Source organism: Arthrobacter sp. alpha11c, assembly GCF_054149985.1.
Window position 1 is genome coordinate 522770 of sequence record NZ_CP196747.1, and the last position, 22481, is coordinate 545250.

Below are 22481 nucleotides of genomic sequence, written 5' to 3' on the forward strand. Positions count from 1 at the left end.
ACCGGCTTACCGTTTCATCAACGCATGCCAGGCACCAATTCCGTGAATTGAGAGGCAGGTTGTTCGATGAAATCGCTGTGGTTGGACAGGGAATCCAGCTTCACGTCCGATGCAATCCCCGATGATAAGCACTTTGACACGATAGTGGCGGGCGCAGGGCTCACAGGAATGGTGACGGCCTTGCTGTTGTCCCGATCGGGCCAGCGTGTGGCAGTTTTGGAAGCGCGGACCTTGGGCGCCGCTACCACCGGCAACACCACGGGCAAACTAAGCCTCCTGCAAGGAGGGGCACTCTCGGCGCTGCGTGGCCAGTACTCGCTGAAAGTGGTGCAAGCCTATGTGGAAGCGAATCGCACTGGTCAGGCGTGGCTGATGCGGTACATGGAAGAGCAGGGCGTCCCGTTTCAGCGCCGGACGGCAGTCACGTTCGCAACCAGCGACGACGGCGGCCAGCGGCTGCGCAAGGAGGCCGCGGTTTCACGGGATGCGGGCTTGGACGTGCACTTCAGCCGTGACCCCGGGCTGCCATTCCCGGTGGTTGAGGCACTGGAACTGGACGACCAAGCACAGATCCACCCCATGGAAGTCCTGGAGACCCTCGCAAGGGATATCCGGGAGCACGGCGGAATAATTGTTGAGGGTGTCCAGGTGCAGAATGTGGGTTCTGACCTTCCTGTGGAGGTATCCACACGAAAAGGCGCCTTCACCGCGGACACCGTCGTCATAGCTACTGGCACGCCGATCCTGGACCGCGGACTTTATTTCGCCAAGCTCGAACCCAACCGGTCATACGCTGCGGCTCTTCGGCTTCCAGGTGAAACCCCGCCACCGAGCGGAATGTACCTGAGCATTGATCCACCCACACGTTCCCAACGCACTCACCCGACGCCGGAAGGTGAGTTGTTGCTGGTAGGTGGCTATGGGCATACCGGCGGCCGGGCAGCCTCACCCAAAGCCCACCTGGATGACCTTCTCGCCTGGGCCAACCAGCATTATCCGGGCGCGGAGGTCACCCATGCGTGGTCTGCCCAAGACTATCGGCCAACCAACCTCGTTCCCTTTTTCGGCAAGATGCCCCGGGGCCACGACCGGATCTTCTTCGGAACTGGCTACAACAAGTGGGGCATGAGCAACGGAGTCGCTGCCGCGTTGTCCATTACGTCGGACATTCTGGGCGGCCAGTCTGATTGGGCCAAGGTCATACACCACCGCGTTACGTCGCCCCAGGGCGCATTGGAAGCCGTTCGCCTCAATGCCAGCGTCGCCAAACGCATGGTTGAGGACAAAGCCAGGGTCAGGAGCAATCCGGAAATCACGGACCAGACCCGACCACCGGAGGGGAGCGGCGTCGTCGGACTTTACAAGGGTGAGCCGGCAGCTGTGTCTACCGTTGATGGCAACGTCTGTATGGTCTCGGCGAGCTGCGCCCACTTGGGAGGTTTGCTGAGCTGGAACGACGCCGAGAAATCCTGGGATTGCCCCCTGCACGGCTCCAGGTACGCACCCGACGGCAAGTATCTCGAAGGACCGGCAACCCACAACCTGCAGAAGTCGCCACTAAAGAAGAAGGACTGACTACGCCAGCCGTTCGACGCGCCGCCGGGCCTGGTCCGCGGTGCGTCGCGCCTGGGTGGCGGCGCGGACTGCCAGCTTCTTCTGCGACTCAGCGGCTTCCGCGTCCCGCGTGATGCCGATCAGTTCAGCTTCGAGGGAAGCCAAACGCTTCTTGACCTCGGCGATCTCGGCCTCGACATCCGAGCGCCTGCCCGCGACTTCCTTGACAACATTCCACGCTGTGGATGCGGCGTCTTCGGCCTCCCTGGCTTCCTGATCGGCTGCCTCAAACTCGGTGCGGGCTTCTTCCAACGCGGCCTGGCGCTTTTGGGCCCGGCGTTCGGCCAGGGATGTTGGGGTTTCCGCAGGTGCTTTCTCTTTCGGCTCCGGCTCTTGTTTCTTCTTGCTCTGGCGTGCCGGTCTGGGTTCGGCGGGCAGCTTCACTTTTGGCGGTTCGCCTACATCCGGGATTTCGTCGGGGTTTGTTGCAGCGACGGCATCTGTCAGGTCCACGGACTCGAAGCCGCTGCTACTTAGTCCGCGCACCAGCCGTCCGGTCGTCACCGCGGCTGCGGCACCGGCGTCGGCCATTGCTGCCCGAAGCGTCTGCTCGACGTCGGCAGCACCTGCCGCGCTGAGCGGCGCTCCCAGCCCGCTCGCCAGGTCCTTTGCGGCGTGCACGGCCGAGGTCAGTTGGCCTTGGCGCTGCTGGCCAAGTTCACGGAAGGCTTCAGCGTCTCCCTCCTCTTGTGCTGTACGGAGGGAAGCGCCAAAACGCACGACGCCGTCAATCACCTCGGGCTGGTGGACGGCAAGCATGTTGATGGCCCAGGCGCCTGCCGCAGGTTTTGGCAAGCTGCCGATCTCCTTGGCAAGGTCCTTCTCACCTGCCTCCTTTGCTTGTCGTGCCAAGGCTGTCCGCTCCGCCGTGAATTCACGCGGAAGCACGGCGTATAACTGTTGGGCGGCATCGCGGAGATCCATGACTTCATCCTAGGTGCGCTTGTGCCGCCCTTGGCCGGTAGCCCCGAGCACTTGCCCGCGGGATCTGGTCCAGAAGCCAGCGGCGCTTAGGGTAGCCTAAGTCACGTGGACCAGATCATGAGCTTGCCCTTTGGCGTCGCGCTTGCGGCGCTCTTCGCGATTGTCATGATCCGCGTCAATGTCACGTACTGGCTGGGTCGTGGGGCAGTTGCCGGCTTCGCGCACACCCGCTTCGCCCATACCCGTTTCGGGGCGTCGCTCCAACGGCCCAAGGCAGCCCAGGCCCAAGCCCTCATTCAGCGTTGGGGTCCGTACGCCGTGGTGCTGTCCTTCCTGACCATCGGCCTGCAGACCGCCGTTAATCTGGCCGCCGGTGCAGCACGGATGCCGTTGCGCCGCTATCTGCCCGCTGCAGTGGTGGGCTCCATTATCTGGGCGGTGCTGTACGCAACTATCGGACTCGCTGCACTTGAGGCGTGGCTTGCGGTAGCTGCGGCGTCGCCGGTTGGTGCCGGGCTGTTGGTGACCGCTGCGGTCGCCGTGATCGTGTGGGTGGTGGTTGCCCGGCGGCGTCGGTCCGCTGCCAAATCAGCAGATACAGTGGTCTGAGTTCTACTGCTGGATCGGCGAAAGGCTCGGGTTGACAACTTCACTACCGGAACTGGCGGAGGGCAACTTCTACTACGAATCGTTGGGGAGGGCCGCTATTGCTCCACGATTCATGCTCAAGGTGCCTGGAATCCGCACGAACAACACATGGCACCTGCCTCCGGCATCATGGCTGATGCCCTCCTGAGGCATGAGCCCCGCGACGACGTCCGCATGGCGCGTATCAGCTACGAGATCCTCGGGCTGATCCCTGGCGGCGAGTTTCAGGTCACCACCTCAACGCTGAGGCCTGGACGAACCATTGAACTTATCCAGGCTGAGCTTTCCGCAGGGGGCCGTGTCGCCATTCGTGCCGCAGCGTGGCGCATGATCACCAGCGATACCAGCGCTGTGGCGGCGTTCGAAGATGAGGCTATGCCCGCGCCGGACGAATGCAAGTTGTGGGATGGTGCCAGCGTGTGGCCCGGCGGTTACATCCGTTCCCTCGAAATGCGCATCGCCGAAGGCCACCGGCCAGGTTCAGGCAGGGTGTGGATCCGGACCATGCATCCTTTGACGGACAAGGAAGACAGCAGCGATCTTGCCCGGCTCATGGGATTGGTCGATACAGCCAATGGGATCGCCGCACGGGTCCAGCCGGGAGAGAACAGCTATATCTTCCCCAATGTGGATCTGCAGATCCACATGTACCGTGCTCCTTCGGGCGAGTGGCTCGGGGTGGACAACAAAGTCTCCTTCGGAGCCGATGGCATCGGCCTGACGTCCAGCGTGCTCCATGACATCAACGGACCTTTTGGCAGGGCCGAACAAATCCTGACGCTGAGGAAAAGCTGATGAGCGAAGCACGGAATGACCCCGCCGGCGGCCTTACTCAGCGCTCCAAGCTCACCGTCTACCGCCAAGAGGAATCCCTCGGCGCCGCAGAGGATCTTGATTTTGCGTTGGAGCTGCTGAAGCGGGCCCGCAGCGGGCAACTGGGTCCCTCCCTGCGCTTGTACCGCCCGCAGCCCACCGTTGCCTTTGGCCAACGCGACGCTAATCTGCCCGGCTTCAGCGCCGCCGAAGATGCCTGCCGGGAACTCGGCTTCGAGCCCCTCGTGAGGAAAGCCGGTGGACGTGCGGCGGCTTACCACCAAGGCACCCTGGTGATCGACCATATTGAGCCGCACCATGACGCGATCGTCCGAGCGAAGGCACGCTTCGCCGAGTTCGGTGAGTTGCTGGCAGGTGCCCTCCGCAGCGTCGGCGTCCATGCCGCCGTCGGGGAGATCCCGGGGGAGTACTGCCCCGGGGAGTTCAGCGTACACGGGGAGGACGCGGAGTTTCCCGCCCATCGCATCAAGCTGATTGGTACAGCCCAGCGGGTGGTGTCCGGCGGTTGGCTGTTCAGCTCTGTGATTGTGGTGGAGAATTCCGGCCCCATCCGGGACGTTCTGACGGCGAGCTACGCTGCGCTTGGCCTGGATTGGGATCCTGCCACCGCCGGTGCTGCAAATGACCTGCTGCCCCACCTTGACGTCAAGACTGTTGAGGACGCTGTTGTTGACGCTTACCGCGGCTACGCAGACGTGGTGGACGGCGACTTCCGCAGTCTGTTGGTTTAGTTGAGCGTTTAGTTGAGCACGCTCTCTGTTTAGTTGAGCACGCTGGGGGCCGGGTTTACGCTGAGGGGATCAGGAACCTAACCACACGAAACCTGGTGGAATGATGGGCCGGAAGAAGCACCCAGTTCAGGATACCGACGTCGACTTGAGCGTCAGCGAGCCCAAGAGGTCGGCCGCCGGTTTGCCCAGCCTCAGCGAAACCCTTCCTCACGCGATGGCTCACATGGGCCCTTCCCGCGCATGGAAGACTCTTACGGCGGTCAACCAAAAAGACGGTTTCGACTGCATGAGCTGCGCTTGGCCTGATCCGCCGGAACGCAAGGCTGCCGAATTCTGTGAAAACGGCGCCAAGGCTATCGGGTGGGAGGCGGAGCCCCTGAGGATCCCCACGGAGTTTTGGGCCGGAAACCCGCTGAGTTCCCTGGAATCCCGTTCCGAGTACTGGCTGGGGCAGCAGGGCCGGTTGGTGGAGCCCGTGTATAAGGCGGCAGGCTCGGACCACTACGCACCCGTTAGCTGGGAGCGGGCCTTGGACATCATTGCGAACGAGTTGAACGCCCTTGATGATCCAAATGAGGCCACGTTTTACACCAGTGGACGCACCAGCAATGAAGCAGCGTTCCTGTACCAGCTTTTCGTCAGGGCTTTTGGAACCAACAACCTTCCTGACTGTTCCAACATGTGCCACGAGTCCACGGGCGTGGCCATGGGCGAGACCATCGGGGTGGGCAAATCGGCCATCACGTATACGGACTTCGCGAAGTCGGATCTGATCATCATCATGGGGCAGAACCCGGGAACCTGCCATCCGCGGATGCTGACGGCGCTGGAGGAGGCCAAGCTCGCGGGCGCATCCATTGTCGCTGTTAATCCGTTGCCCGAGGCTGGGCTGATCAATTTCCGGAACCCGCAGCGTGTTCGAGGCATCGTTGGTAAGGGAACTGACTTGGCTGACCAGTTCCTGCAGATCCGGCTCGCCGGAGATATGGCGCTGTTGCAGGCTGTTTCCAAGCGCGTCCTGGATGCTGAAAGCGCTGCGCCCGGTTCGGTGTTGGACCGTACGTTCATCGATGAGCATTGCCAGGGGTTTGTTGGATTTGCTGCTCACCTGGCAACTTTGCAGGAGCGGGACGTTCTTGCCGCCACGGGCCTGACCAGCGCGGAAATCGATGAATTCGCTGACAGGTACATCCACGCGGAGAGGGTCATCATCACGTGGGCTATGGGACTGACCCAGCATAAGAAGGCGGTACCCACCATCAAGGAGATCATTAATCTCCTTCTGCTCCGAGGCAACATTGGCAAACCTGGGGCTGGACCTTCGCCAATCCGTGGACACAGCAATGTCCAGGGTGACCGGACCATGGGCATTTGGGAGAAGATGCCGCCGCGGTTCCTTGACGCCTTGCAGGATGAGTTTGGCTTTGACCCGCCACGGAAGGCCGGTGTTGATTCGGTGGACAGTATCCGTGGAATGCGGGACGGCAGGATCAAGGTCCTCATCGCGCTGGGCGGGAACCTGGTGCATGCGATCTCGGACACGGCGGTTGCTGAGCAGGCTGTGCGTCGGACCAGGCTTTCAGTCCAGATTTCCACCAAGCTGAATCGCTCGCATGTTGTGGTTGGCGAGCAGGCCTTGATCCTTCCGACCCTTGGCCGCACGGAAATCGACAAGCAGGACGGGATTGAGCAGTTTGTCACGGTCGAGGACACTGTGTGCGCAGTGCACCGCTCGGCGGGGACGCTGGAACCCATCGCTCCTGACGTACTCTCCGAGGTGGCGATCGTCAGCCGGCTGGCCGAGGCGGTTCTTGATCACGAGGTTCCGGTGGATTGGGCGGGACTGGGGCGCAACTACGACACAATCCGCGACCACATTTCCCACGTGGTGCCGGGATTTGATGACTTCAATACCCGCATCCGCGAGCGCGACGGTTTCGTGCTTCCGCATGGCCCGAGGGATTCGCGGACGTTCCCCACAGCAACGGGAAAGGCCATGTTTTCTGTCAATGACCTGGAAACCATTGAAGTACCGCCGGGGAGATTGCTCCTTCAGACTGTGCGATCCCATGACCAGTTCAATACGACCACGTACTCCATGAATGATCGTTACCGTGGCATCAAGAAGGGCCGCATGGTCTTGTTGGTGAACCCTGAGGATCTGGCGGGGTTGGGTTTCCAGGATGGCGCCTATGTGGATGTGCACAGCGAAGCCGACGACGGCGTTGACCGGGTGCTTCGACAGTTGCGTTTAGTGGCGTACCCCAGTGCCAGGGGCTGTGCGACTGCCTACTATCCGGAAGCGAATGTGTTGGTGCCGCTGGATTCAACAGCGGAAGGCAGCAATACGCCGGCGTCGAAGTCTGTGATTATTCGTCTTGAACCGGCTGCCGCCCCGATTTTCGAGGCGGCGGCCGAACAGCGGAAGTGAATGCCTTAGGCGACCGGGGTGCTTTAGGCGACCGGGTCTCTTTAGGCTGCGAGGCGGTTTTCTACTTCGGAAGCAGAAGGGTTGGTTGCTGCGGTTCCGTCCGGGAACAGGACGGTGGGGACGGTGCGGTTGCCTCCGTTGAGCTGCTCGACGAGTTCGGCCGTGCCATCTACTTCTTCGATGTTGATCTCGGTGTAGCCGATGCCCTTGGCGTCGAGCTGCTTCTTCAGGCGGTTGCAGTAGCCGCACCAAGTGGTCGAGAACATGGTGATGGTGCCGGAGTCGGGAGTGAAGTCCACAGAGCTCTCCTCAGTATTGGTCGTTTCCACGGGTGATTCGTTGGTATCAACCGTAACCCGCAGCCCAATAATTCCCGTGAGGCCGGGAATCGGGGTTACGTCACATTCCGGGCTGGTGTGTCCTTGGGCGACACGGCAGACTGTTCCCATGTGTGGACGTTATGTAATGGCCCGTGCCGTGGGGGATCTGCTGGCTGACTTTGATGCCGAACTTGAAAAAGAGATCGCCCTCGAAAAATCGTGGAATGTAGCTCCAACGGATGCTGTTCCGATTGTGCTGGAAAGGCTCGTGGACGATGGATTGAAGCGGCAGTTGCATGTTGCGCGTTGGGGGCTTGTCCCCTCATGGGCGAAGGATCCCAAGGGTGGCGCGCGCCTGATCAATGCCCGCAGTGAGACTCTCCTGGAGAAGCCGTCGTTCCGAAAAGCTGCTGCGGCCAGGCGCTGCGCTGTTCCGGCTGATGGGTATTACGAGTGGAAGAAGGGCGAGGGAAAGTCCAAGCAGCCGTACTACGTGCATCCGGGGAATGGTGAGGGGCTGGTCTTCGCTGGCCTGTATGAGTGGTGGCGGGACCAATCGATGTCCAACGATGACCCCGACCGGTGGCTGTTGTCCATGTCCATCATCACCGCCGACACCCCGACGTCCGAATCGGCCCGGACCCGCCGCAGTGCCTCTGTCTTTGACGAGCTGACTGCGTTGCATGACCGGGTTCCCTTGCCCATGAGCAGGGAAACGATGGAGGCCTGGCTGGATCCACGCCAGGACGATGCGGCCGGTTTGGTGGACATGGTCCGCTCAAGGGCGCACGATGCCGCTGCTGACTGGACGCTCGACGCTGTGGGGCAAGCGGTCGGAAATGTCCGCAACAACTCACCGGAACTCATTGAACCGGTGGAGGGCCTTTTCTAGCTAGAGCGACTCCGTGACCGGGACGCCGGCTTGGAACTCGCGGCCGTCCGCCTCGCTGAAGGCCGTCATGACGTGGCCTTTGCTGAGCCCATGGATGGCGGACATCGGGAAGTTTCCGGTGATTACGTTCCCGGAGTGTTCCACGCCCTTGATGTCGTAGTTTTCCTCGGCACTGAGTGAGTGGTTGAAGGAGTAGAACGAGATCGCTTCTCCATTCATGAACTCAATGCCCAGCCTGCGTTGGGAGGAATAGTCCTCGCTGGCAGCAACAAGGCCCACGACATATGCGCCGGAGCCCGGTATGTTGCCTTCGATTTCGAATCTCGCAACGAGGTTGTCATCGGCGGCGGAGATACTGACCTGCTTCAGGAGTGCGTCATTGGTACTCATGCCACAATCCTGCTCTGTGGACCCGCCCGCGTCCACCCCTTTGCTTCATCCCTCCAAGAGTCGCCGGACGTTGGCTGCGACTGTGGTTTGGTCCATCGCTTGGCCGCGGCGTGCCGTCAGGAGGTGCATGGCCAATCCGTCGCCGTAGTCCGATACTGCTTCTGCGCGTGCCCTTGGGTCAGGAATTCCCAGGGAATCGAGCATCTGTTCAAGAGCTGAAAGCATCCTCTGGTGCCCGGCGGCCACCACTTCGGGTTGGTCCAGGGCAAGGGTCAATCGTGCCCGGGTCAGTTCAGCGTGGTTTTTTGCGAGCCCGAGCAGCGCTCCCGCGAGCTGTTCCGCCAAGGCGGCTACCGACGTCGGGAATTTGGACCCACCCTGCTGCTGCAGCAGGAGCGAATCCCGTTCTTCAACGCGGTCGACGGCGGCAGCTACCAAAGCGGCACGGTTGCGGAAGTAATTGGAGGTGGTTCCGACGGCCACTCCGGCTTCGGCGTCAACGGCCCGGTGGGTGAGTCCCTTCAGCCCTTTGGTGGCCACCACGGCGAGGGCGGCATCGGCAAGATCGGTTCGTCTGTCCGGCATGGCGAAAGTCTAGTCTTTAACCTCACAATTACTACAAATGTAGTAGTACATTGGCACCATGAAAAAAGTGGATATCGTCGGGGGTGGCATAGCAGGCCTCGCCCTGGCAGGAACTCTTGATCCCAGTCAGTTTCACGTCACTGTGTACGAACAGCGGGCCGGTCTCCCGGCAGTAGGAACAACCCTGGCCATGTGGCCCGAAGCCCAGGATGCACTGGCCTCATTGGGGATCCTTGGCGCCGTCCGGGAAAACAGCCCCATCATCAGGGGCGGCGCGCTCCGGAGCGCCACGGGGGCGCCTTGGCTGAGCGTGGAAGGGCAGAACCTTGTGGGCGTCGCCCGTCACACGCTCCTGCGGCTCCTCGACTCAGCTGTACCCCCAACAGTCCAACGACGCATCGAAAAGCTGGACACTGTTCCAAGCGACGCCCACCTGATAGTGGCGGCAGACGGAGTGCACAGCATGGTGAGGCGCTCCGTGTGGGGCCAGTCTCGGCGGGGAGGAGCGCGCGCGGCCAAGCTGACGCCCTACCTCGCTGTTCGAGGCGTCATTGCCGAAGAGCCAGACAGCGAAACCATAGGTGAGTACTGGGGGCGCGGGAACCTCTTTGGCATAGGCCCTTCAAGCGGCGGAACCAACTGGTATGCGTCCTTCCGCTCCCGGATGGGGCCCGAGGGAATTGACGTCGGCGAAGCCCTTGAAATGGCGCGCCGCCGCTACGCCGGGCACTCGCGGGGTATCCAGCATGTTCTGCAAGCAGCGACGCCCGAAACATCATTGGCACAACGCATTTGGACCACCCCGCCGTTATGGCGTTATTCCCGGGGCAATGTGGTCCTCATTGGCGACGCGGCCCACGCCATGGCGCCCAACCTTGGGCGAGGCGCTTGTGAGTCGCTGATAGATGCGGTCACCTTGGGCAAGCTGGTCAACACCTTGCCCCTGGACCGGGCCCTTGAGGCCTACAACCGTCAACGCGTGCTACGGACCCAGCAATACCGCATCGGTTCATCCCTGATGATGCGCGTGGCGCTCGCAGAAGGTGCGCAACCCCTGCGCGACAAGCTGCTGGACCTTGCTGCCAAGCGAAAGTCCAAAGTGCCCGGAAGGAGCAAAACTTCCCAGTAGGTTTTGTCGGAGGGGCGACGTAAACTGGATATATTCGAACATACATTCGAACGAACTTTCACCAGGCAAGGAGTGTGGATATGGGGCTTTTCAGTGAGTCCGTGGACGTCATCTGCACGGATACAGGCCAGCCGCAGGAAATCCAGTGGAAAGGAACCCACTACCTCGTCACCAACGAACCCCTCAGATGGTATGAACGACGCCAATGGTGGGTAGAAGAAAGCCGGGCACCACTGGGAAGCGGCGCAGGCCTGGTGGATCACGAGATCTGGAGGGTCCAACTCCAGCGCCCGCAGGACGAAGGGCAAACCGGCAAAACCATCACCCTTGACCTCGTCCGCCACCTCGCCAGCGGCCGCTGGCGGCTCCTGCGTATCCACGACGCCGCACCGGCCCAGGCAGTCGAACCAGACGAAGCCGCCTGAACCTTGAGCTTCACACACCTGCACGTCTCCACAGCCTTCAGCGCCCACTACGGCGTCTCCTGGCCAGACGAACTTGCCCAATCAGCCGCAGCAGACGGCGCAACAGCGCTCGCCTGTACTGACCGCGACGGCTTGTACGGCACCATCAAACACCTCAAAGCATGCATGGACGCCGGTATAGACCCCATCATCGGCGTGGACCTCGCCATCTTCGACGACGACGGCGACCACCGCACCCAGGTAGCGGGCCGCGTCGTCGTACTCGCCCACGGCAACAACAACGGCGCCGGCTACCGGGCCCTCTGCCGACTCGTCTCAGACGCCCATGCCCGCACCTCCGGCAAGGCCGGGGGAGTAGTGCCCGTTGCCGTAACACGGGCAGAACTCGCATCACGCACACTGGACCCAAAAACCCTCAAGCCCGTGCTAACCGTCCTCATAGGACCGGACTCCGATGTAGGCCGCGCCATGGGAGGGCGGAAATGTCTTCGCCCCCGGACACTCTTCAAACAATGGATCGACGCCATGCCGCCCGGAACAATGGTCGCCGAAGCCGTATCCCACCTCAGTGCCCCTGGAGAACCCCTCAGCACCTCCCACGCTGTACGCATGCTCAAACTCGCCCTTGAATACAACATCCCCGCCATCCTCAGCAACGCCGTCCGCTACTGCGCCCAGGACGGCGCCCCCACCGCAGACGTCCTGGACTCTGCACGCACACTAAAATCCCTCCCCGAACTCTCATCGGCCCCACTGCTGCAACCAACGGGCCTGCTGCAACCAACCGGGCAGGGTTGGTTGAAAAACGCCCAACAAATGCTCCAACTCGGCAAGGAAATCATGGGCGCCGCAGGTCAAGGAGCAGCAGGGCTGAACAAGCTGCTCTCCAACACAGAAGCGCTCGCCGACAAATGCCGCATCGATCCCGTCCTGGACATGGGATGGAAAAAGCCCGTTGTTCCCGAAGCTTCCATCATCGGCATCGACCGTGACCCCATGGTGGAACTCACCCAACGATGCGAGGCAGGAATCACCCGGCGCTTCCCCGGCATCAACGGCGATGCGGAAATACAGATGCGCTCGCGGTTGCAGCATGAGCTGGGGATCATCGACAAACTCGGCTTTGCCTCCTACTTCCTCACTGTTGCGGAAGTATCCAGAATGATCATCGAGATGGGCGTCCGGGTAGCTGCCAGAGGTTCCGGGGCCTCCAGCTTGGTCAACTATCTGATCGACATCAGCCAAGTGGATCCCATCCGCCATGACCTTATTTTTGAACGGTTCCTCTCGGGTCGCCGATCCACCCTTCCCGATATTGACATCGACGTCGAAAGCGCCGAAAGGCACAACGTCTACCGGAAGATCTTCGAGCGCTTCGGAGCCGAACGGGTGACCCTGATGAGCATGCAAAACGGTTACCGGGCCCGTGGTGCTGTCCGCGATGCCGGCATGGCCCTTGGCATGGACGATGGTGAAATCGGCGAAATTGCCAAGCAGTTGTGGCGGTTCTCCGCGCGTAAATTCAGGGAGGCATTGGTTGAAAAGCCTGAACTTCGTGAATTTGCCGGACGGGTGGAGGCTGGCCGTGAAGGGCCTGGGGGCATGGAGGAAAACCAACAATTGGACCTGCTGGTGGATCTCACTGAAAGGTTGGACCGCCTTCCCCGGCACATTTCCATGCATCCATGCGGGGTGATCCTGGGAGATGCCACACTCCTGGACAGAACACCGGTACAGCCCAGCGGGTTGGGCCTGCCCATGAGCCAGTTCGACAAACACGACATGGATCCCATGGGCATGCTCAAACTGGATGTCCTGGGTGTGCGGATGCAAAGTGCCATGGCGTTTGCGGTGCGGGAAGTTATCCGCCTGCACCCATCCAAAGCGGAGGTAGTGGCTGCTGGCCACCATCCGGTGGAGGCGGGAGGCGCTGGTCCGGACTATATTGCCCAGGACGGCAGGATTGATCTCAATGCGGTGCCTTTCGACGACGAGCCCACCTATGAGTTGATCCGCAGTACCCACACTTTGGGCTGCTTCCAGATTGAATCCCCTGGCCAGCGTGAGCTGATTGGGAAGATGGCACCGCGGGAATTCAATGACCTCATCATCGATATTTCCTTGTTCCGCCCTGGCCCCATGAAGTCGGACATGGTCCGCCCGTTCCTTGAACACCGGCATGGGTTCGCACCTGAGGTCTACCCACATCCGGACTTGAAGCCCGTTTTGCAGGAAACCCATGGCGTCACGGTTTTCCATGAGCAGATCCTGAAGACCTTCCATGTCATGACAGGGTGCGGTTTGGACCGCGCGGACGAGTTTCGAAGGGCCTTGGGTGACGAGCTCCACGAACCTGAAGTAGAGAGGTATTTCCGTCGGGAAGCGATCAAGAAATACTCCCCGGACGTCGTGGACAAAGTGTGGGGAACGCTGAAGGCCTTCGGCAGCTTTGGTTTCTGCAAAGCCCATGGAGCTGCCTTTGCTGTGCCCACCTATCAATCGGCGTGGCTGAAGGCGCACCACCCTGAAGCGTTCCTTGCAGGGTTGTGGGAACACGATCCAGGGATGTACCCCAAACGGCTCCTGGTTGCTGAGGCCCACCGCTTGGGTATTCCCATCCTGCCCTTGGATATTAATCGCAGCCAGGCTGAATACAGGGTGGAAAGAATCCAGGAAGGCCAGAATTCCGGAAAGCTCGGCATTCGCTTGAGCCTGAACGGAATATATGGACTGTCGGGAGCGGAACTGAAGCGGATCGTGGCTGGTCAACCCTATGATTCCCTCGCGGACCTCCGGGCCAGGGCCAGGGTGAGCAAACCGAATATCAAGAGGCTCGCCCAACTCGGAGCCTTCGATGCCCTGCACCGGGATGCCGGCGGAACTGCAAACCGTGCCGATCTGGTGCAGCACTTGCAGGCCCTCCAAGGCAGTCCCTCCAAGAAGGCCAAAGACGTCATTGAAGGGCAATTATCCCTACCCCTTGGTGATGTGGAGTTGCGGAACCTTGCTGCTGGATTACCTGAGCCCAGCATGGTGGAGAACGTGCGGGCAGAGCTTGATCTCATGGCAGTGGATGTGAGCGAGCATCTTATGGAAAGCCATAGGCCATTGCTGGACAAGCTTGGCGTCACTACGGCGGATAAGCTCCTGGGTCTTCGCAACGGCACCGAGGTACTGGTTGCCGGTGTCCGGATCGCAACGCAGACACCTCCCATGCGTGGTGGGCGCCGGGTGGTGTTCATCAGCATCGACGACGGTACAGGCTGCGTGGACACTGTCTTCTTCCATGAAGCGCAGGAAGAATCGGGTCCGCTCCTGTTCGGTACCCGGCTTCTGCTGATCCGCGGAACTACGCGAAGAACAGGTCCCAAGGGAATCAGCCTCAGTGCCAGCAAAGCCTGGGACCTTAGCCGCCCCGAAACTTTGCCGTTTGCCGAAGTCCTGCCACCCGGCGTCGGGCTTCCGCCTGAATTCACTCATTCAGGGCCCCTTGAGGGTATCTCCAGGAACCTGGCCATCACGGGCCTCGGAAGCTGAACAGGCAGGTAAATGAGGCGTCGGCGCGCTGCTTTGGCCGCCTTCGTCGAAACAGATACGATTGACGATGGCTGGCTGTGGTCCCCGTACGCCACAAGCTATGAAGCCTTCACTATGAATAGGAGACACCCGTGTCAGATGCCCAACAGATCACCCTCATCGTCGATGGCGAAGAGACCAAGGTGACGGAAGGGACTACCGGCGCGGAACTCTTCTTCGAGCGCCGCGACGTCGTAGTTGCCCGTGTCAATGGTGTGCTGAAGGACCTTGACCAGGTTCTCACCGAGGGTGCAGACGTCGAAGGTGTCACCATTGAATCTCCTGACGGACTCAACGTTCTCCGTCACTCCACCGCGCACGTTATGGCCCAGGCCGTCCAGCAGCTGCGCCCTGATGCCAAGCTTGGCATCGGTCCTTACATTACTGACGGCTTCTACTTTGACTTCGACGTCGCCGAGCCGTTCACCCCGGAAGACCTGCGCCAGCTGGAAAAGATGATGCAGAAGATCATCAACCAGAACCAGAAGTTCGTTCGCCGCGTTGTCACTGAAGAAGAAGCCCGCGAAGCCATGGCTGGCGAACCCTACAAGCTTGAGCTGTTGGGCAAGAAGAACGACGCCGCCGACGCCGGAGAAGGCGTGAACGTTGAAGTCGGTGCGGGTGACATCACTATTTACGACAATGTGGACCGCAAGAGCGGCGAAAGCGTCTGGTGCGACCTCTGCCGCGGACCGCACCTGCCCAACACCAAGATCATCTCCAACGCGTTCGCGCTGACACGCTCATCCTCCGCATACTGGCTGGGCAACCAGAACAACCAGCAGCTGCAGCGAATCTACGGCACCGCATGGCCCACCAAGGAAGCCCTCAAGGCTTACCAGGAACGCATCGCTGAGGCAGAACGCCGCGACCACCGGAAGCTGGGCGTGGAGCTGGACCTGTTCTCGTTCCCGGACGAACTCGGATCGGGCCTTCCTGTGTTCCACCCCAAGGGCGGCATCATCCGCAAGGCCATGGAGGACTACTCCCGTCAGCGCCACGTGGACGCCGGCTATGAGTTTGTTTACACCCCGCACATCACCAAGGGACACCTTTACGAGGTCTCCGGCCACCTTGACTGGTACAAGGACGGCATGTTCCCCGCGATGCAGGTGGATGCCGAGCTCAACGAAGACGGCACTGTGCGCAAGCCCGCGCAGGATTATTACCTGAAGCCGATGAACTGCCCCATGCACAACCTGATCTTCCGTTCACGTGGCCGGTCCTACCGCGAACTGCCCTTGCGCCTGTTCGAATTCGGCTCGGTGTACCGGTACGAGAAATCCGGTGTTGTACACGGACTGACCCGTGTCCGTGGCATGACACAGGACGACGCCCACATCTACTGCACCCGCGAGCAGATGAAGGACGAACTCACCACAACCCTGAACTTTGTCCTTGGCCTCCTCAAGGACTATGGCCTGGATGATTTCTACCTCGAGCTCTCCACCAAGAACGAGGAAAAGTTCGTAGGTGACGACGCCGCCTGGGAGGAAGCCACCCGCACGCTCGCCGAGGTTGCGGAGGCCTCCGGGCTGGACCTGGTACCGGACCCGGGTGGAGCAGCATTCTATGGGCCGAAGATCTCCGTTCAGGCAAAGGACGCCCTCGGCAGGACCTGGCAGATGTCCACGATTCAGTTGGACTTCAACCTGCCTGAACGCTTCGAGCTGGAGTACCAGGCAGCCGATGGAACACGCCAGCGTCCCGTCATGATTCACCGCGCACTCTTTGGTTCGGTGGAACGGTTCATGGGCGTTCTCACCGAGCACTACGCCGGCGCCTTCCCCGCATGGCTGTCTCCCGTCCAAGTGGTGGGCATCCCTGTTGCCGAGGCATTCAACGACTACATGTTCGACGTCGTCGGCCAGTTGAAAGCCGCGGGAATACGTGCCGAGGTAGACATTTCTTCAGACCGTTTCCCGAAGAAGATCCGCACAGCCAGCAAGGACAAGGTCCCGTTCGTCCTGATCGCCGGCGGTGAGGACGCCGAGGCAGGTGCTGTCTCGTTCCGCTTCCGTGATGGCAGCCAGGATAACGGCGTGCCAGTGGCAGAGGCGGTTCGCAGAATCGTGGACGCTGTAAAGAACCGCGAAAGCTGACGGAACGGACAACAGACGGTGCAGGAGAACACAGGCGCGGCAGCTGACCTTCCGGGCGACGCCGAAGTAACCGATGACTTCGGCTTGGCAGGTGTTCCGGACGCTTTTCAGCGCCTGTGGACTCCCCACCGCATGGCCTACATCAAAGGCGGACAGGACCAGTTCAAGAACAAGGACGACTGCCCGTTCTGTGTGGGGCCCACCCGTAGCGATGAGGAGTCCCTCATCGTCTATCGTGGGAGAACCTGCTACGTGGTGCTCAACCTTTTCCCGTACAACCCAGGCCACTTGCTGATCTGCCCCTACCGCCATGTTCCGGACTACACGGACATCACGGTGGAAGAAACGGCGGAATTCTCCGAGCTCACCCAGACAGCCATGCGAGTGCTGCGGAAGGTTTCCAACCCCAGCGGCTTCAACCTGGGCATGAACCAGGGTGTCACCGGTGGAGCAGGAATCGCAGCGCACCTGCACCAGCACGTTGTGCCGCGCTGGGGTGGGGACGGAAACTTCTTCCCCATAATCGCCCAGACCAAGGCTATAACGCAGACACTCGACGAGGTCCGCAAACTGGTGGCTGAAGCCTGGCCGGGGGAGTCGAATGCTCAATAGGCATGCCCGCGGTTTCTTTACTTCCCTTTTCACACCCTTGGCGCGTTGGCTCCTCAAGATTGGCGTGTCTCCTGACGCAGTGACCGTTGCTGGTACAGCAGGAGTCATTCTCGGCGGACTGGTTCTTTATCCGCTGGGATACCTGTGGTGGGGTTCAGTGGTGGTGGCATTCTTCGCGTTCTCGGACGTCGTGGATGGCATTATGGCCCGCTTGCAAGGCCGAAGCGGCGGCTGGGGAAACTTCCTCGATTCCACCTTGGACCGTTTGGCGGACGGCGCCATCTTTGCAGGGTTGACCATCTGGTTCTTCACCAAAGGTGAGGACCCGGCTATTGGTACTGCCGCCGTCGTTTGCCTGGTACTGGGCATGGTGGTTTCCTATGCGCGGGCAAAGGCTGAATCACTGGGCTATCAAGCCAGCGTTGGCATTGCCGAGCGTGCAGAGCGTTTAGCTTCGGTGCTTCTCATCACTGGGCTCACAGGGCTGGGACTTCCGGCAGTGGTGCTTTTCGCCACCCTGATCCTCCTCGCCCTCGCCAGTGTGGTCACTATCGTGCAAAGAATGACGACTGTCCGCAAGCAAGCGATGGCTGAAGCCTAGGAAACTGGCATGTGACCAGAGCCCGGCAGCGGCAGTTGTGCAGGTGTCCTATGGTCGCCCTCTTCTTGGCCCCCGAATGCGGTAATGAATGTACAGCCACCGGGCAACGTGCGACTAGTATTACTAGTACTTGGTCACCTTGACCTGAAAATCCGGTGTGCGCTGATTGCGGTCGTGTGGCTGCGCGAGCCACCGGCGAAAAGGTCGTTTATCTACCCATAGGGGTTTTTGTGTCTACACCAGATGTAAGCAACGAAGCCGGTTCGTCCGCGAACAGCGTCACGGGCAGCAGCCGCGTTAAGCGGGGCATGGCGGAGATGCTCAAGGGCGGCGTCATCATGGACGTCGTTAACGTCGAGCAGGCCCGCATCGCCGAGGACGCCGGTGCCGTCGCCGTCATGGCACTCGAGCGCGTACCCGCCGATATCCGCGCCCAGGGTGGCGTGTCCCGCATGTCCGATCCCGACATGATCGATGCGATCATCGCTGCCGTGTCCATCCCGGTCATGGCCAAGGCCCGCATCGGCCACTTCGTCGAAGCCCAGGTCCTGCAGTCCCTCGGCGTGGACTACATCGACGAGTCCGAGGTCCTGACCCCGGCCGACTACGTGAACCACATCGACAAGTGGAACTTCACCGTTCCCTTCGTCTGTGGCGCCACCAACCTCGGTGAGGCCCTGCGCCGCATCAACGAAGGCGCGGCGATGATCCGTTCCAAGGGCGAAGCCGGCACCGGCGATGTTTCCAACGCCACCGGGCACATGCGCAAGATCCGTTCCGAGATCGCCAAGCTCGCAGCCCTTCCCGAAGACGAGCTGTATGTCGCGGCCAAGGAACTGCAGGCCCCGTACGAGCTGGTCAAGGAAATCGCCGCCACGGGCAAGCTCCCCGTTGTCTTGTTCACCGCCGGCGGCATCGCGACCCCGGCTGATGCTGCGATGATGATGCAGCTCGGCGCCGACGGCGTGTTTGTTGGTTCGGGCATCTTCAAGTCCGGCAACCCTGCAGAGCGCGCTGCCGCCGTCGTGAAGGCAACCACGTTCTACGACGACCCCGACGTCATCGCCAAGGTCTCCCGCGGCCTGGGCGAAGCGATGGTCGGCATCAACGTGGACGAAATCCCGCAGCCCCACCGCCTCGCAGAGCGCGGCTGGTAAGTCTCTTTCGCTACGGCGGAGGCTGATCCTGCGTGCTATTCCCCGCCCTCGCTGCCGCCATTTTGGTGGTGGCTGGGGCGGGGGCCCTTTTACGCACGCTGCCGGATCAGCCTCCGTCGTTTCGTTTTGATGGTGGGTTAGTTGAGGCCTCGGCGCTTTAGGAGGGGTTCGAGCTCAGCATCGCGCCCACGGAACGTGCGGAAGGATTCCAGCGGATCCCGGCTGTTTCCACGGGCGAGTAGCTCCGAACGGAACCGCTCGCCGTTTGCGCGGGTAAGGCCGCCGTTTTCCTTAAACCACTCAACGGTGTCCGCATCCAGGACTTCGCTCCAGATGTAGGAGTAATAGCCGGCCGCATACCCGGCTCCGGCGAAGATGTGCTGGAAGTAGCCGGTACGGTAGCGCGGCGGAATCAGCGGGTGGGCGATGCCGGCGTCGGCCAGCGCTTTGGCTTCAAAGGCAAGGACATCCGCCGGGACGTCCTCCAGGGACAGAACGTGCCATGCCACATCCAGCAATGCTGCTCCGAGGTATTCGGTGGTGGCGAATCCCTCACCCCACAGCAGGGATTCCTTGATTCTGTCCACGATGTCCTGCGGGAGCCGTTCTCCTGTGGCATGGTGGCGTGCGTAATTAGCCAATACCTCGGGCCACATGATCCACATTTCGTTGACTTGGGACGGGTACTCCACGAAGTCCCGGGGCACGGACGTTCCGGAGAACCGAGGATACTCCACATCGGAGAACAGGCCGTGGAGCGCGTGCCCGAATTCGTGGAAGACTGTCCGGACCTCGTCCAGGGACAGGAGAGCGGGTTCGCCCGGCGCTGGCTTGGTGATGTTGAGGTTGTTGATCACTACGGCTTGCTTGCCGAGGAGTCGGGACTGTTCCACGAGCGAGTTCATCCAGGCTCCTCCGCGCTTGGATTCCCGCGTGTAATAGTCCCCAAGGAAGAGGCCCAGAGCGCTGCCGTCCTCGTTTCTGACCTCCCAAACCCGGACGTCCTGGTGGTACCCGGCCAGATCCGGCCTCTCACGGAACGTGACGCCATAGAGTTGGGTTGCTGCGTAGAAAACGCCGTCGGCCAAGACCGTTTCGAGGCTGAAGTAGGGCCTGATGGCCTGTTCATCCACTTGGTACTTTTCCCGCCGGACCTGCGCGGAATAGTATGCCCAGTCCCAAGGCTCCAGTGGGTGGCCGGCGGACTCGGCCAAAGCGAGCGCTTCGGCTTGGGCGTTGCGGATCGCTGCAGGTGCCAACCGGCCCAACATTGCCTGAACGGCCTTGAAGTCCGGGGCCGTTTGCTGGTCCACCACGAGTTCCGCGAAATTTTGAAAGGCCAGCAGGCCGGCCTTTTCCGCGCGTAAGCGAACCGTTGCCGTCACCAGATCACGGACATCCAGGCTTCCGCCGTCCGTGCCGCGAGCGAGGGACGCTTCAAACAGGCGACGCCGAATGTCCCGGTTTTCGAGCGAGGCGAGGGCGGGTTGGTTGCTTGGCTGGATGAGAGTCAGGAGGAACTGGCCATCGTGCCCGGCGGCCTTGGCAGCCTCGGCAGCGCCAGCGACATCTTCGGGGGACATGCCGGCCAGGTCCGCTTCGTCGTCGAGGAGAATAGCGGCAGCCTTCATCGCCTCCTTGACCCGCTGGCCGAATTCAGTGCCCAGACGTGAGAGTTCGGCGTTGATGTCCCGAAGGCGAGCCTGGCCGTCGTCGTCAAGTTGAATGCCGGACTGCCGAAACTCTTTGAGGTATTCCTGGACCAAGCGCGCAGACTCGTCATCTAGGTTGGTGGTGTCAATGGCATTGAAGCGTTCATACAAGCCACGATTCATGTAGACGGCGTCTTGATGCGCGGCAAACCTGGGCGCGAAGGCAGTCTCCAACTTCCTGATCGCGTCCGATGCGTCGGCCGATACAACTGTAAAGAACGATGCCGCAGCCCGGTCCAGCAACCGCCCTGACCTTTCCATGGCCACAGCCGTGTTCTCAAAAGTCGCTGATATTGGGTTCGCCGCAATTTGCTGGATCTCGTGGAGGTGTTCGTCCAGTCCCGCGTCGAGGGCTTCGGCGTAGTCCTGTGTGGTGATTGCTTCAAAAGGTGGAAGGCCGAACGGCAGGGGGCTTGGACTCAAAAGCGGATTGGTCATGAAGGGACTCTTTCACTTAAGAATCGTGTCCTCAAGGGCGGCTCGCCAGAATGCCGCGCGTCTTGCGCCGTAGGATTGCCGTTATGGGGAACATCACATCTTGCGGACGTCGCGGGGATCACGGCGGTCATAGGCGTTCACGACGAACGGGCGCCCTGCTGGCGGCCTCAGTACTTGCCTTGTCGTTGAGCGCCTGCGGAGTAATTGCAGAGAAGGACTCCAGGGAGCAAAGCAGCGCCGCTACTGCCCCCGCGTCTCCTGCGTCCACGCCAACGCCGACTCCTACGCCAACCCCAGGCAAGGGCCCAGTTTGTCCCGAACTGCGTTGTACTTCCATCACAGTCACGGGTGACATGCTGATCCATACACAGTTGTGGCAGCAGGCCCGCGCCGATGCTGCTGCCGCAGGGCAGCCTGGATACACCTTCATACCGCTCCTTGAGGGCCAGCGGCGCTACATCCGGAACAGCGATCTCGCTATTTGTCATCAGGAAACCCCTGTTGGCACCCCGGACGGTCCGTTCTCCGCGTACCCATCCTTCAATGTCCCGCCGCAGATCGTTACCGCATCCAAGGATGTCGGGTACCAAGCCTGCACAACAGCCAGCAACCACACCATAGACCGGGGGACGGAAGGGCTGCTCCGGACATTGGATGCGCTGGATGCTGCCGGGCTCAAGCACACTGGTTCCTACCGGACTGAAGCTGCATCACAGGAAATCCTGATGCTCAAGACAGACGCCGCAACGGTAGCAGTCATCGTTGGCACCTACGGCCACAACGGACAGATTCCCGAGTACCCATGGCTTGTGGACGAGCTTGATCCCACGGTCATGATCGCCAAAGCCACCAAGGCCCGTGCGCTCGGGGCCGACATCGTGCTCGGAGTCATGCACGCCGGTGATGAGTACGCCAGCGAGGCCAATGCCCAGCAACAGGAAGTCGCCCACGCCTTGGTGGACAGTGGCCAATTCACCATGGTTTATGGCCACCACACGCACTCGGTGCTGCCGATTGAAAACTACAAGGGCACGTGGATTGTCTATGGACTGGGTAATGGCGTGACGGAATTGTCGCCCTGGTATGTGGTCAACAATGAAGGACTGCTGGTCCGTGCGCAGTTCAGCCAGAACGCGGCTGGCGTTTGGACAGCCTCGGATCTTGCATGGGCGCCGTCGGTGATTGTCCGGGATCCCTACCGCTGGTGCTCGGTGGCCAGCGATGCACCCCAGGGAGTCTGCGCTTCGCCGGCTGCCGATGCAGAGACCCACCAGCGCACCAAAGCCGTGGTCGAGTCGATGGGTGCAGCAACTGCCGGCGCCCACGAGTTGCTCATCACCAAGGAGAAGTAAGGGCGGCA

General features: G+C 61.1%; 19 protein-coding genes and 1 pseudogene. 14 read left to right on the forward strand and 6 right to left on the reverse strand.

The annotated features are described in order from the left end of the window. The first annotated feature begins 66 nt into the window (after window positions 1-66). On the forward strand, window positions 67-1575 hold the full coding sequence (locus ACTAQJ_RS02435) for an FAD-dependent oxidoreductase (RefSeq protein ID WP_498700460.1): 1509 nt from the start codon (window positions 67-69) through the stop codon (window positions 1573-1575). Here ACTAQJ_RS02435 and ACTAQJ_RS02440 read toward each other — a convergent pair whose 3' ends face one another. Further along, window positions 1576-2538: a hypothetical protein gene (locus ACTAQJ_RS02440; protein WP_498700462.1), complete on the reverse strand. Its 963-nt coding sequence runs from the start codon at window positions 2536-2538 to the stop codon at window positions 1576-1578. A 105-nt stretch (window positions 2539-2643) separates the two neighbouring features. On the opposite strand from ACTAQJ_RS02440, the gene ACTAQJ_RS02445 reads away from it, so the two are divergent. From ACTAQJ_RS02445 to ACTAQJ_RS02460, 4 genes and pseudogenes are all read left to right on the forward strand, one after another. Then, the gene (locus tag ACTAQJ_RS02445; RefSeq protein WP_498700464.1) at window positions 2644-3147 is read left to right on the forward strand and encodes a DedA family protein; all 504 of its coding nucleotides are present in this window, start codon (window positions 2644-2646) and stop codon (window positions 3145-3147) included. 31 nt (window positions 3148-3178) lie between these two features. Then, window positions 3179-3981 (forward strand): annotated as a pseudogene (locus ACTAQJ_RS02450) (thioesterase family protein). Beyond that, window positions 3981-4751 carry a lipoate--protein ligase family protein gene (locus ACTAQJ_RS02455; protein ID WP_498700467.1) on the forward strand — a complete coding sequence of 257 codons (771 nt, stop codon included), beginning with the start codon at window positions 3981-3983 and terminating at the stop codon, window positions 4749-4751. The pseudogene ACTAQJ_RS02450 and the gene ACTAQJ_RS02455 overlap by 1 nt, the downstream one beginning before the upstream one ends. A 103-nt stretch (window positions 4752-4854) precedes the next feature. After that, on the forward strand, window positions 4855-7182 hold the full coding sequence (locus ACTAQJ_RS02460) for an FdhF/YdeP family oxidoreductase (protein ID WP_498702143.1): 2328 nt from the start codon (window positions 4855-4857) through the stop codon (window positions 7180-7182). A 41-nt stretch (window positions 7183-7223) separates the two neighbouring features. Here the strand turns inward: ACTAQJ_RS02460 and ACTAQJ_RS02465 are convergent, their stop codons facing one another. After that, window positions 7224-7481 carry a mycoredoxin gene (locus ACTAQJ_RS02465; RefSeq protein ID WP_017197512.1) on the reverse strand — a complete coding sequence of 86 codons (258 nt, stop codon included), beginning with the start codon at window positions 7479-7481 and terminating at the stop codon, window positions 7224-7226. A gap of 166 nt (window positions 7482-7647) precedes the next feature. On the opposite strand from ACTAQJ_RS02465, the gene ACTAQJ_RS02470 reads away from it, so the two are divergent. Next, entirely contained in the window at window positions 7648-8394 is a 747-nt protein-coding gene (locus ACTAQJ_RS02470; protein WP_431120240.1) for an SOS response-associated peptidase, read from the forward strand. Here the strand turns inward: ACTAQJ_RS02470 and ACTAQJ_RS02475 are convergent, their stop codons facing one another. Continuing rightward, complete coding sequence (locus ACTAQJ_RS02475; protein WP_431115413.1) at window positions 8395-8784, reverse strand: hypothetical protein; 390 nt, start codon at window positions 8782-8784, stop codon at window positions 8395-8397. Between the two features lie 45 nt (window positions 8785-8829). Next, a complete protein-coding gene (locus ACTAQJ_RS02480; RefSeq protein WP_498700468.1) occupies window positions 8830-9369 on the reverse strand; it encodes a TetR/AcrR family transcriptional regulator in 540 nt (179 codons plus the stop codon). Between the two features lie 58 nt (window positions 9370-9427). On the opposite strand from ACTAQJ_RS02480, the gene ACTAQJ_RS02485 reads away from it, so the two are divergent. From ACTAQJ_RS02485 to pdxS, 7 genes are all read left to right on the forward strand, one after another. Next, the gene (locus ACTAQJ_RS02485) at window positions 9428-10498 is read left to right on the forward strand and encodes an FAD-dependent monooxygenase (protein ID WP_498700472.1); all 1071 of its coding nucleotides are present in this window, start codon (window positions 9428-9430) and stop codon (window positions 10496-10498) included. An 80-nt stretch (window positions 10499-10578) separates the two neighbouring features. Then, window positions 10579-10923, forward strand: a complete 345-nt coding sequence (locus ACTAQJ_RS02490; RefSeq protein WP_431115410.1) for a DUF6504 family protein — start codon at window positions 10579-10581, stop codon at window positions 10921-10923. Window positions 10924-10926: 3 nt separating this feature from the next. After that, window positions 10927-14460 (forward strand): DNA polymerase III subunit alpha, encoded by a 3534-nt coding sequence (locus tag ACTAQJ_RS02495; RefSeq protein ID WP_498700473.1) that lies wholly within the window; start codon window positions 10927-10929, stop codon window positions 14458-14460. Between the two features lie 131 nt (window positions 14461-14591). Further along, window positions 14592-16601 carry a threonine--tRNA ligase gene (thrS, locus tag ACTAQJ_RS02500; protein ID WP_431115408.1) on the forward strand — a complete coding sequence of 670 codons (2010 nt, stop codon included), beginning with the start codon at window positions 14592-14594 and terminating at the stop codon, window positions 16599-16601. Window positions 16602-16619: 18 nt separating this feature from the next. Further along, window positions 16620-17213 (forward strand): HIT family protein, encoded by a 594-nt coding sequence (locus tag ACTAQJ_RS02505; RefSeq protein ID WP_224090593.1) that lies wholly within the window; start codon window positions 16620-16622, stop codon window positions 17211-17213. Further along, window positions 17203-17814: a phosphatidylinositol phosphate synthase gene (pgsA, locus tag ACTAQJ_RS02510; protein WP_498700475.1), complete on the forward strand. Its 612-nt coding sequence runs from the start codon at window positions 17203-17205 to the stop codon at window positions 17812-17814. The genes ACTAQJ_RS02505 and pgsA overlap by 11 nt, the downstream gene beginning before the upstream one ends. A 230-nt stretch (window positions 17815-18044) precedes the next feature. After that, window positions 18045-18971: a pyridoxal 5'-phosphate synthase lyase subunit PdxS gene (pdxS, locus tag ACTAQJ_RS02515; RefSeq protein WP_498700477.1), complete on the forward strand. Its 927-nt coding sequence runs from the start codon at window positions 18045-18047 to the stop codon at window positions 18969-18971. Between the two features lie 137 nt (window positions 18972-19108). On the opposite strand, the gene ACTAQJ_RS02520 is transcribed toward pdxS, so the two are convergent. Then, the gene (locus tag ACTAQJ_RS02520; protein WP_498700479.1) at window positions 19109-21121 is read right to left on the reverse strand and encodes a M3 family metallopeptidase; all 2013 of its coding nucleotides are present in this window, start codon (window positions 21119-21121) and stop codon (window positions 19109-19111) included. Window positions 21122-21248: 127 nt separating this feature from the next. Beyond that, a complete protein-coding gene (locus tag ACTAQJ_RS02525) occupies window positions 21249-21476 on the reverse strand; it encodes a hypothetical protein (protein ID WP_477519468.1) in 228 nt (75 codons plus the stop codon). Here ACTAQJ_RS02525 and ACTAQJ_RS02530 point away from each other — a divergent pair. Beyond that, window positions 21442-22473 carry a CapA family protein gene (locus ACTAQJ_RS02530; RefSeq protein ID WP_477519467.1) on the forward strand — a complete coding sequence of 344 codons (1032 nt, stop codon included), beginning with the start codon at window positions 21442-21444 and terminating at the stop codon, window positions 22471-22473. The two genes, ACTAQJ_RS02525 and ACTAQJ_RS02530, sit on opposite strands and share 35 nt — an antisense overlap. Window positions 22474-22481 lie beyond the last annotated feature (8 nt).

Coding starts and splice junctions, on each gene's coding strand:
- ACTAQJ_RS02455 (WP_498700467.1), top strand. CDS start 3,981: ATGAGCGAAGCACGGAATGACCCCGCCGGCGGCCTTACTCAGCGCTCC.
- ACTAQJ_RS02485 (WP_498700472.1), top strand. CDS start 9,428: ATGAAAAAAGTGGATATCGTCGGGGGTGGCATAGCAGGCCTCGCCCTG.
- pgsA (WP_498700475.1), top strand. CDS start 17,203: ATGCTCAATAGGCATGCCCGCGGTTTCTTTACTTCCCTTTTCACACCC.
- ACTAQJ_RS02460 (WP_498702143.1), top strand. CDS start 4,855: ATGGGCCGGAAGAAGCACCCAGTTCAGGATACCGACGTCGACTTGAGC.
- ACTAQJ_RS02475 (WP_431115413.1), bottom strand. CDS start 8,784: ATGAGTACCAATGACGCACTCCTGAAGCAGGTCAGTATCTCCGCCGCC.
- ACTAQJ_RS02480 (WP_498700468.1), bottom strand. CDS start 9,369: ATGCCGGACAGACGAACCGATCTTGCCGATGCCGCCCTCGCCGTGGTG.
- ACTAQJ_RS02440 (WP_498700462.1), bottom strand. CDS start 2,538: ATGGATCTCCGCGATGCCGCCCAACAGTTATACGCCGTGCTTCCGCGT.
- ACTAQJ_RS02525 (WP_477519468.1), bottom strand. CDS start 21,476: ATGTCACCCGTGACTGTGATGGAAGTACAACGCAGTTCGGGACAAACT.
- ACTAQJ_RS02435 (WP_498700460.1), top strand. CDS start 67: ATGAAATCGCTGTGGTTGGACAGGGAATCCAGCTTCACGTCCGATGCA.
- ACTAQJ_RS02490 (WP_431115410.1), top strand. CDS start 10,579: ATGGGGCTTTTCAGTGAGTCCGTGGACGTCATCTGCACGGATACAGGC.
- ACTAQJ_RS02470 (WP_431120240.1), top strand. CDS start 7,648: ATGGCCCGTGCCGTGGGGGATCTGCTGGCTGACTTTGATGCCGAACTT.
- ACTAQJ_RS02520 (WP_498700479.1), bottom strand. CDS start 21,121: ATGACCAATCCGCTTTTGAGTCCAAGCCCCCTGCCGTTCGGCCTTCCA.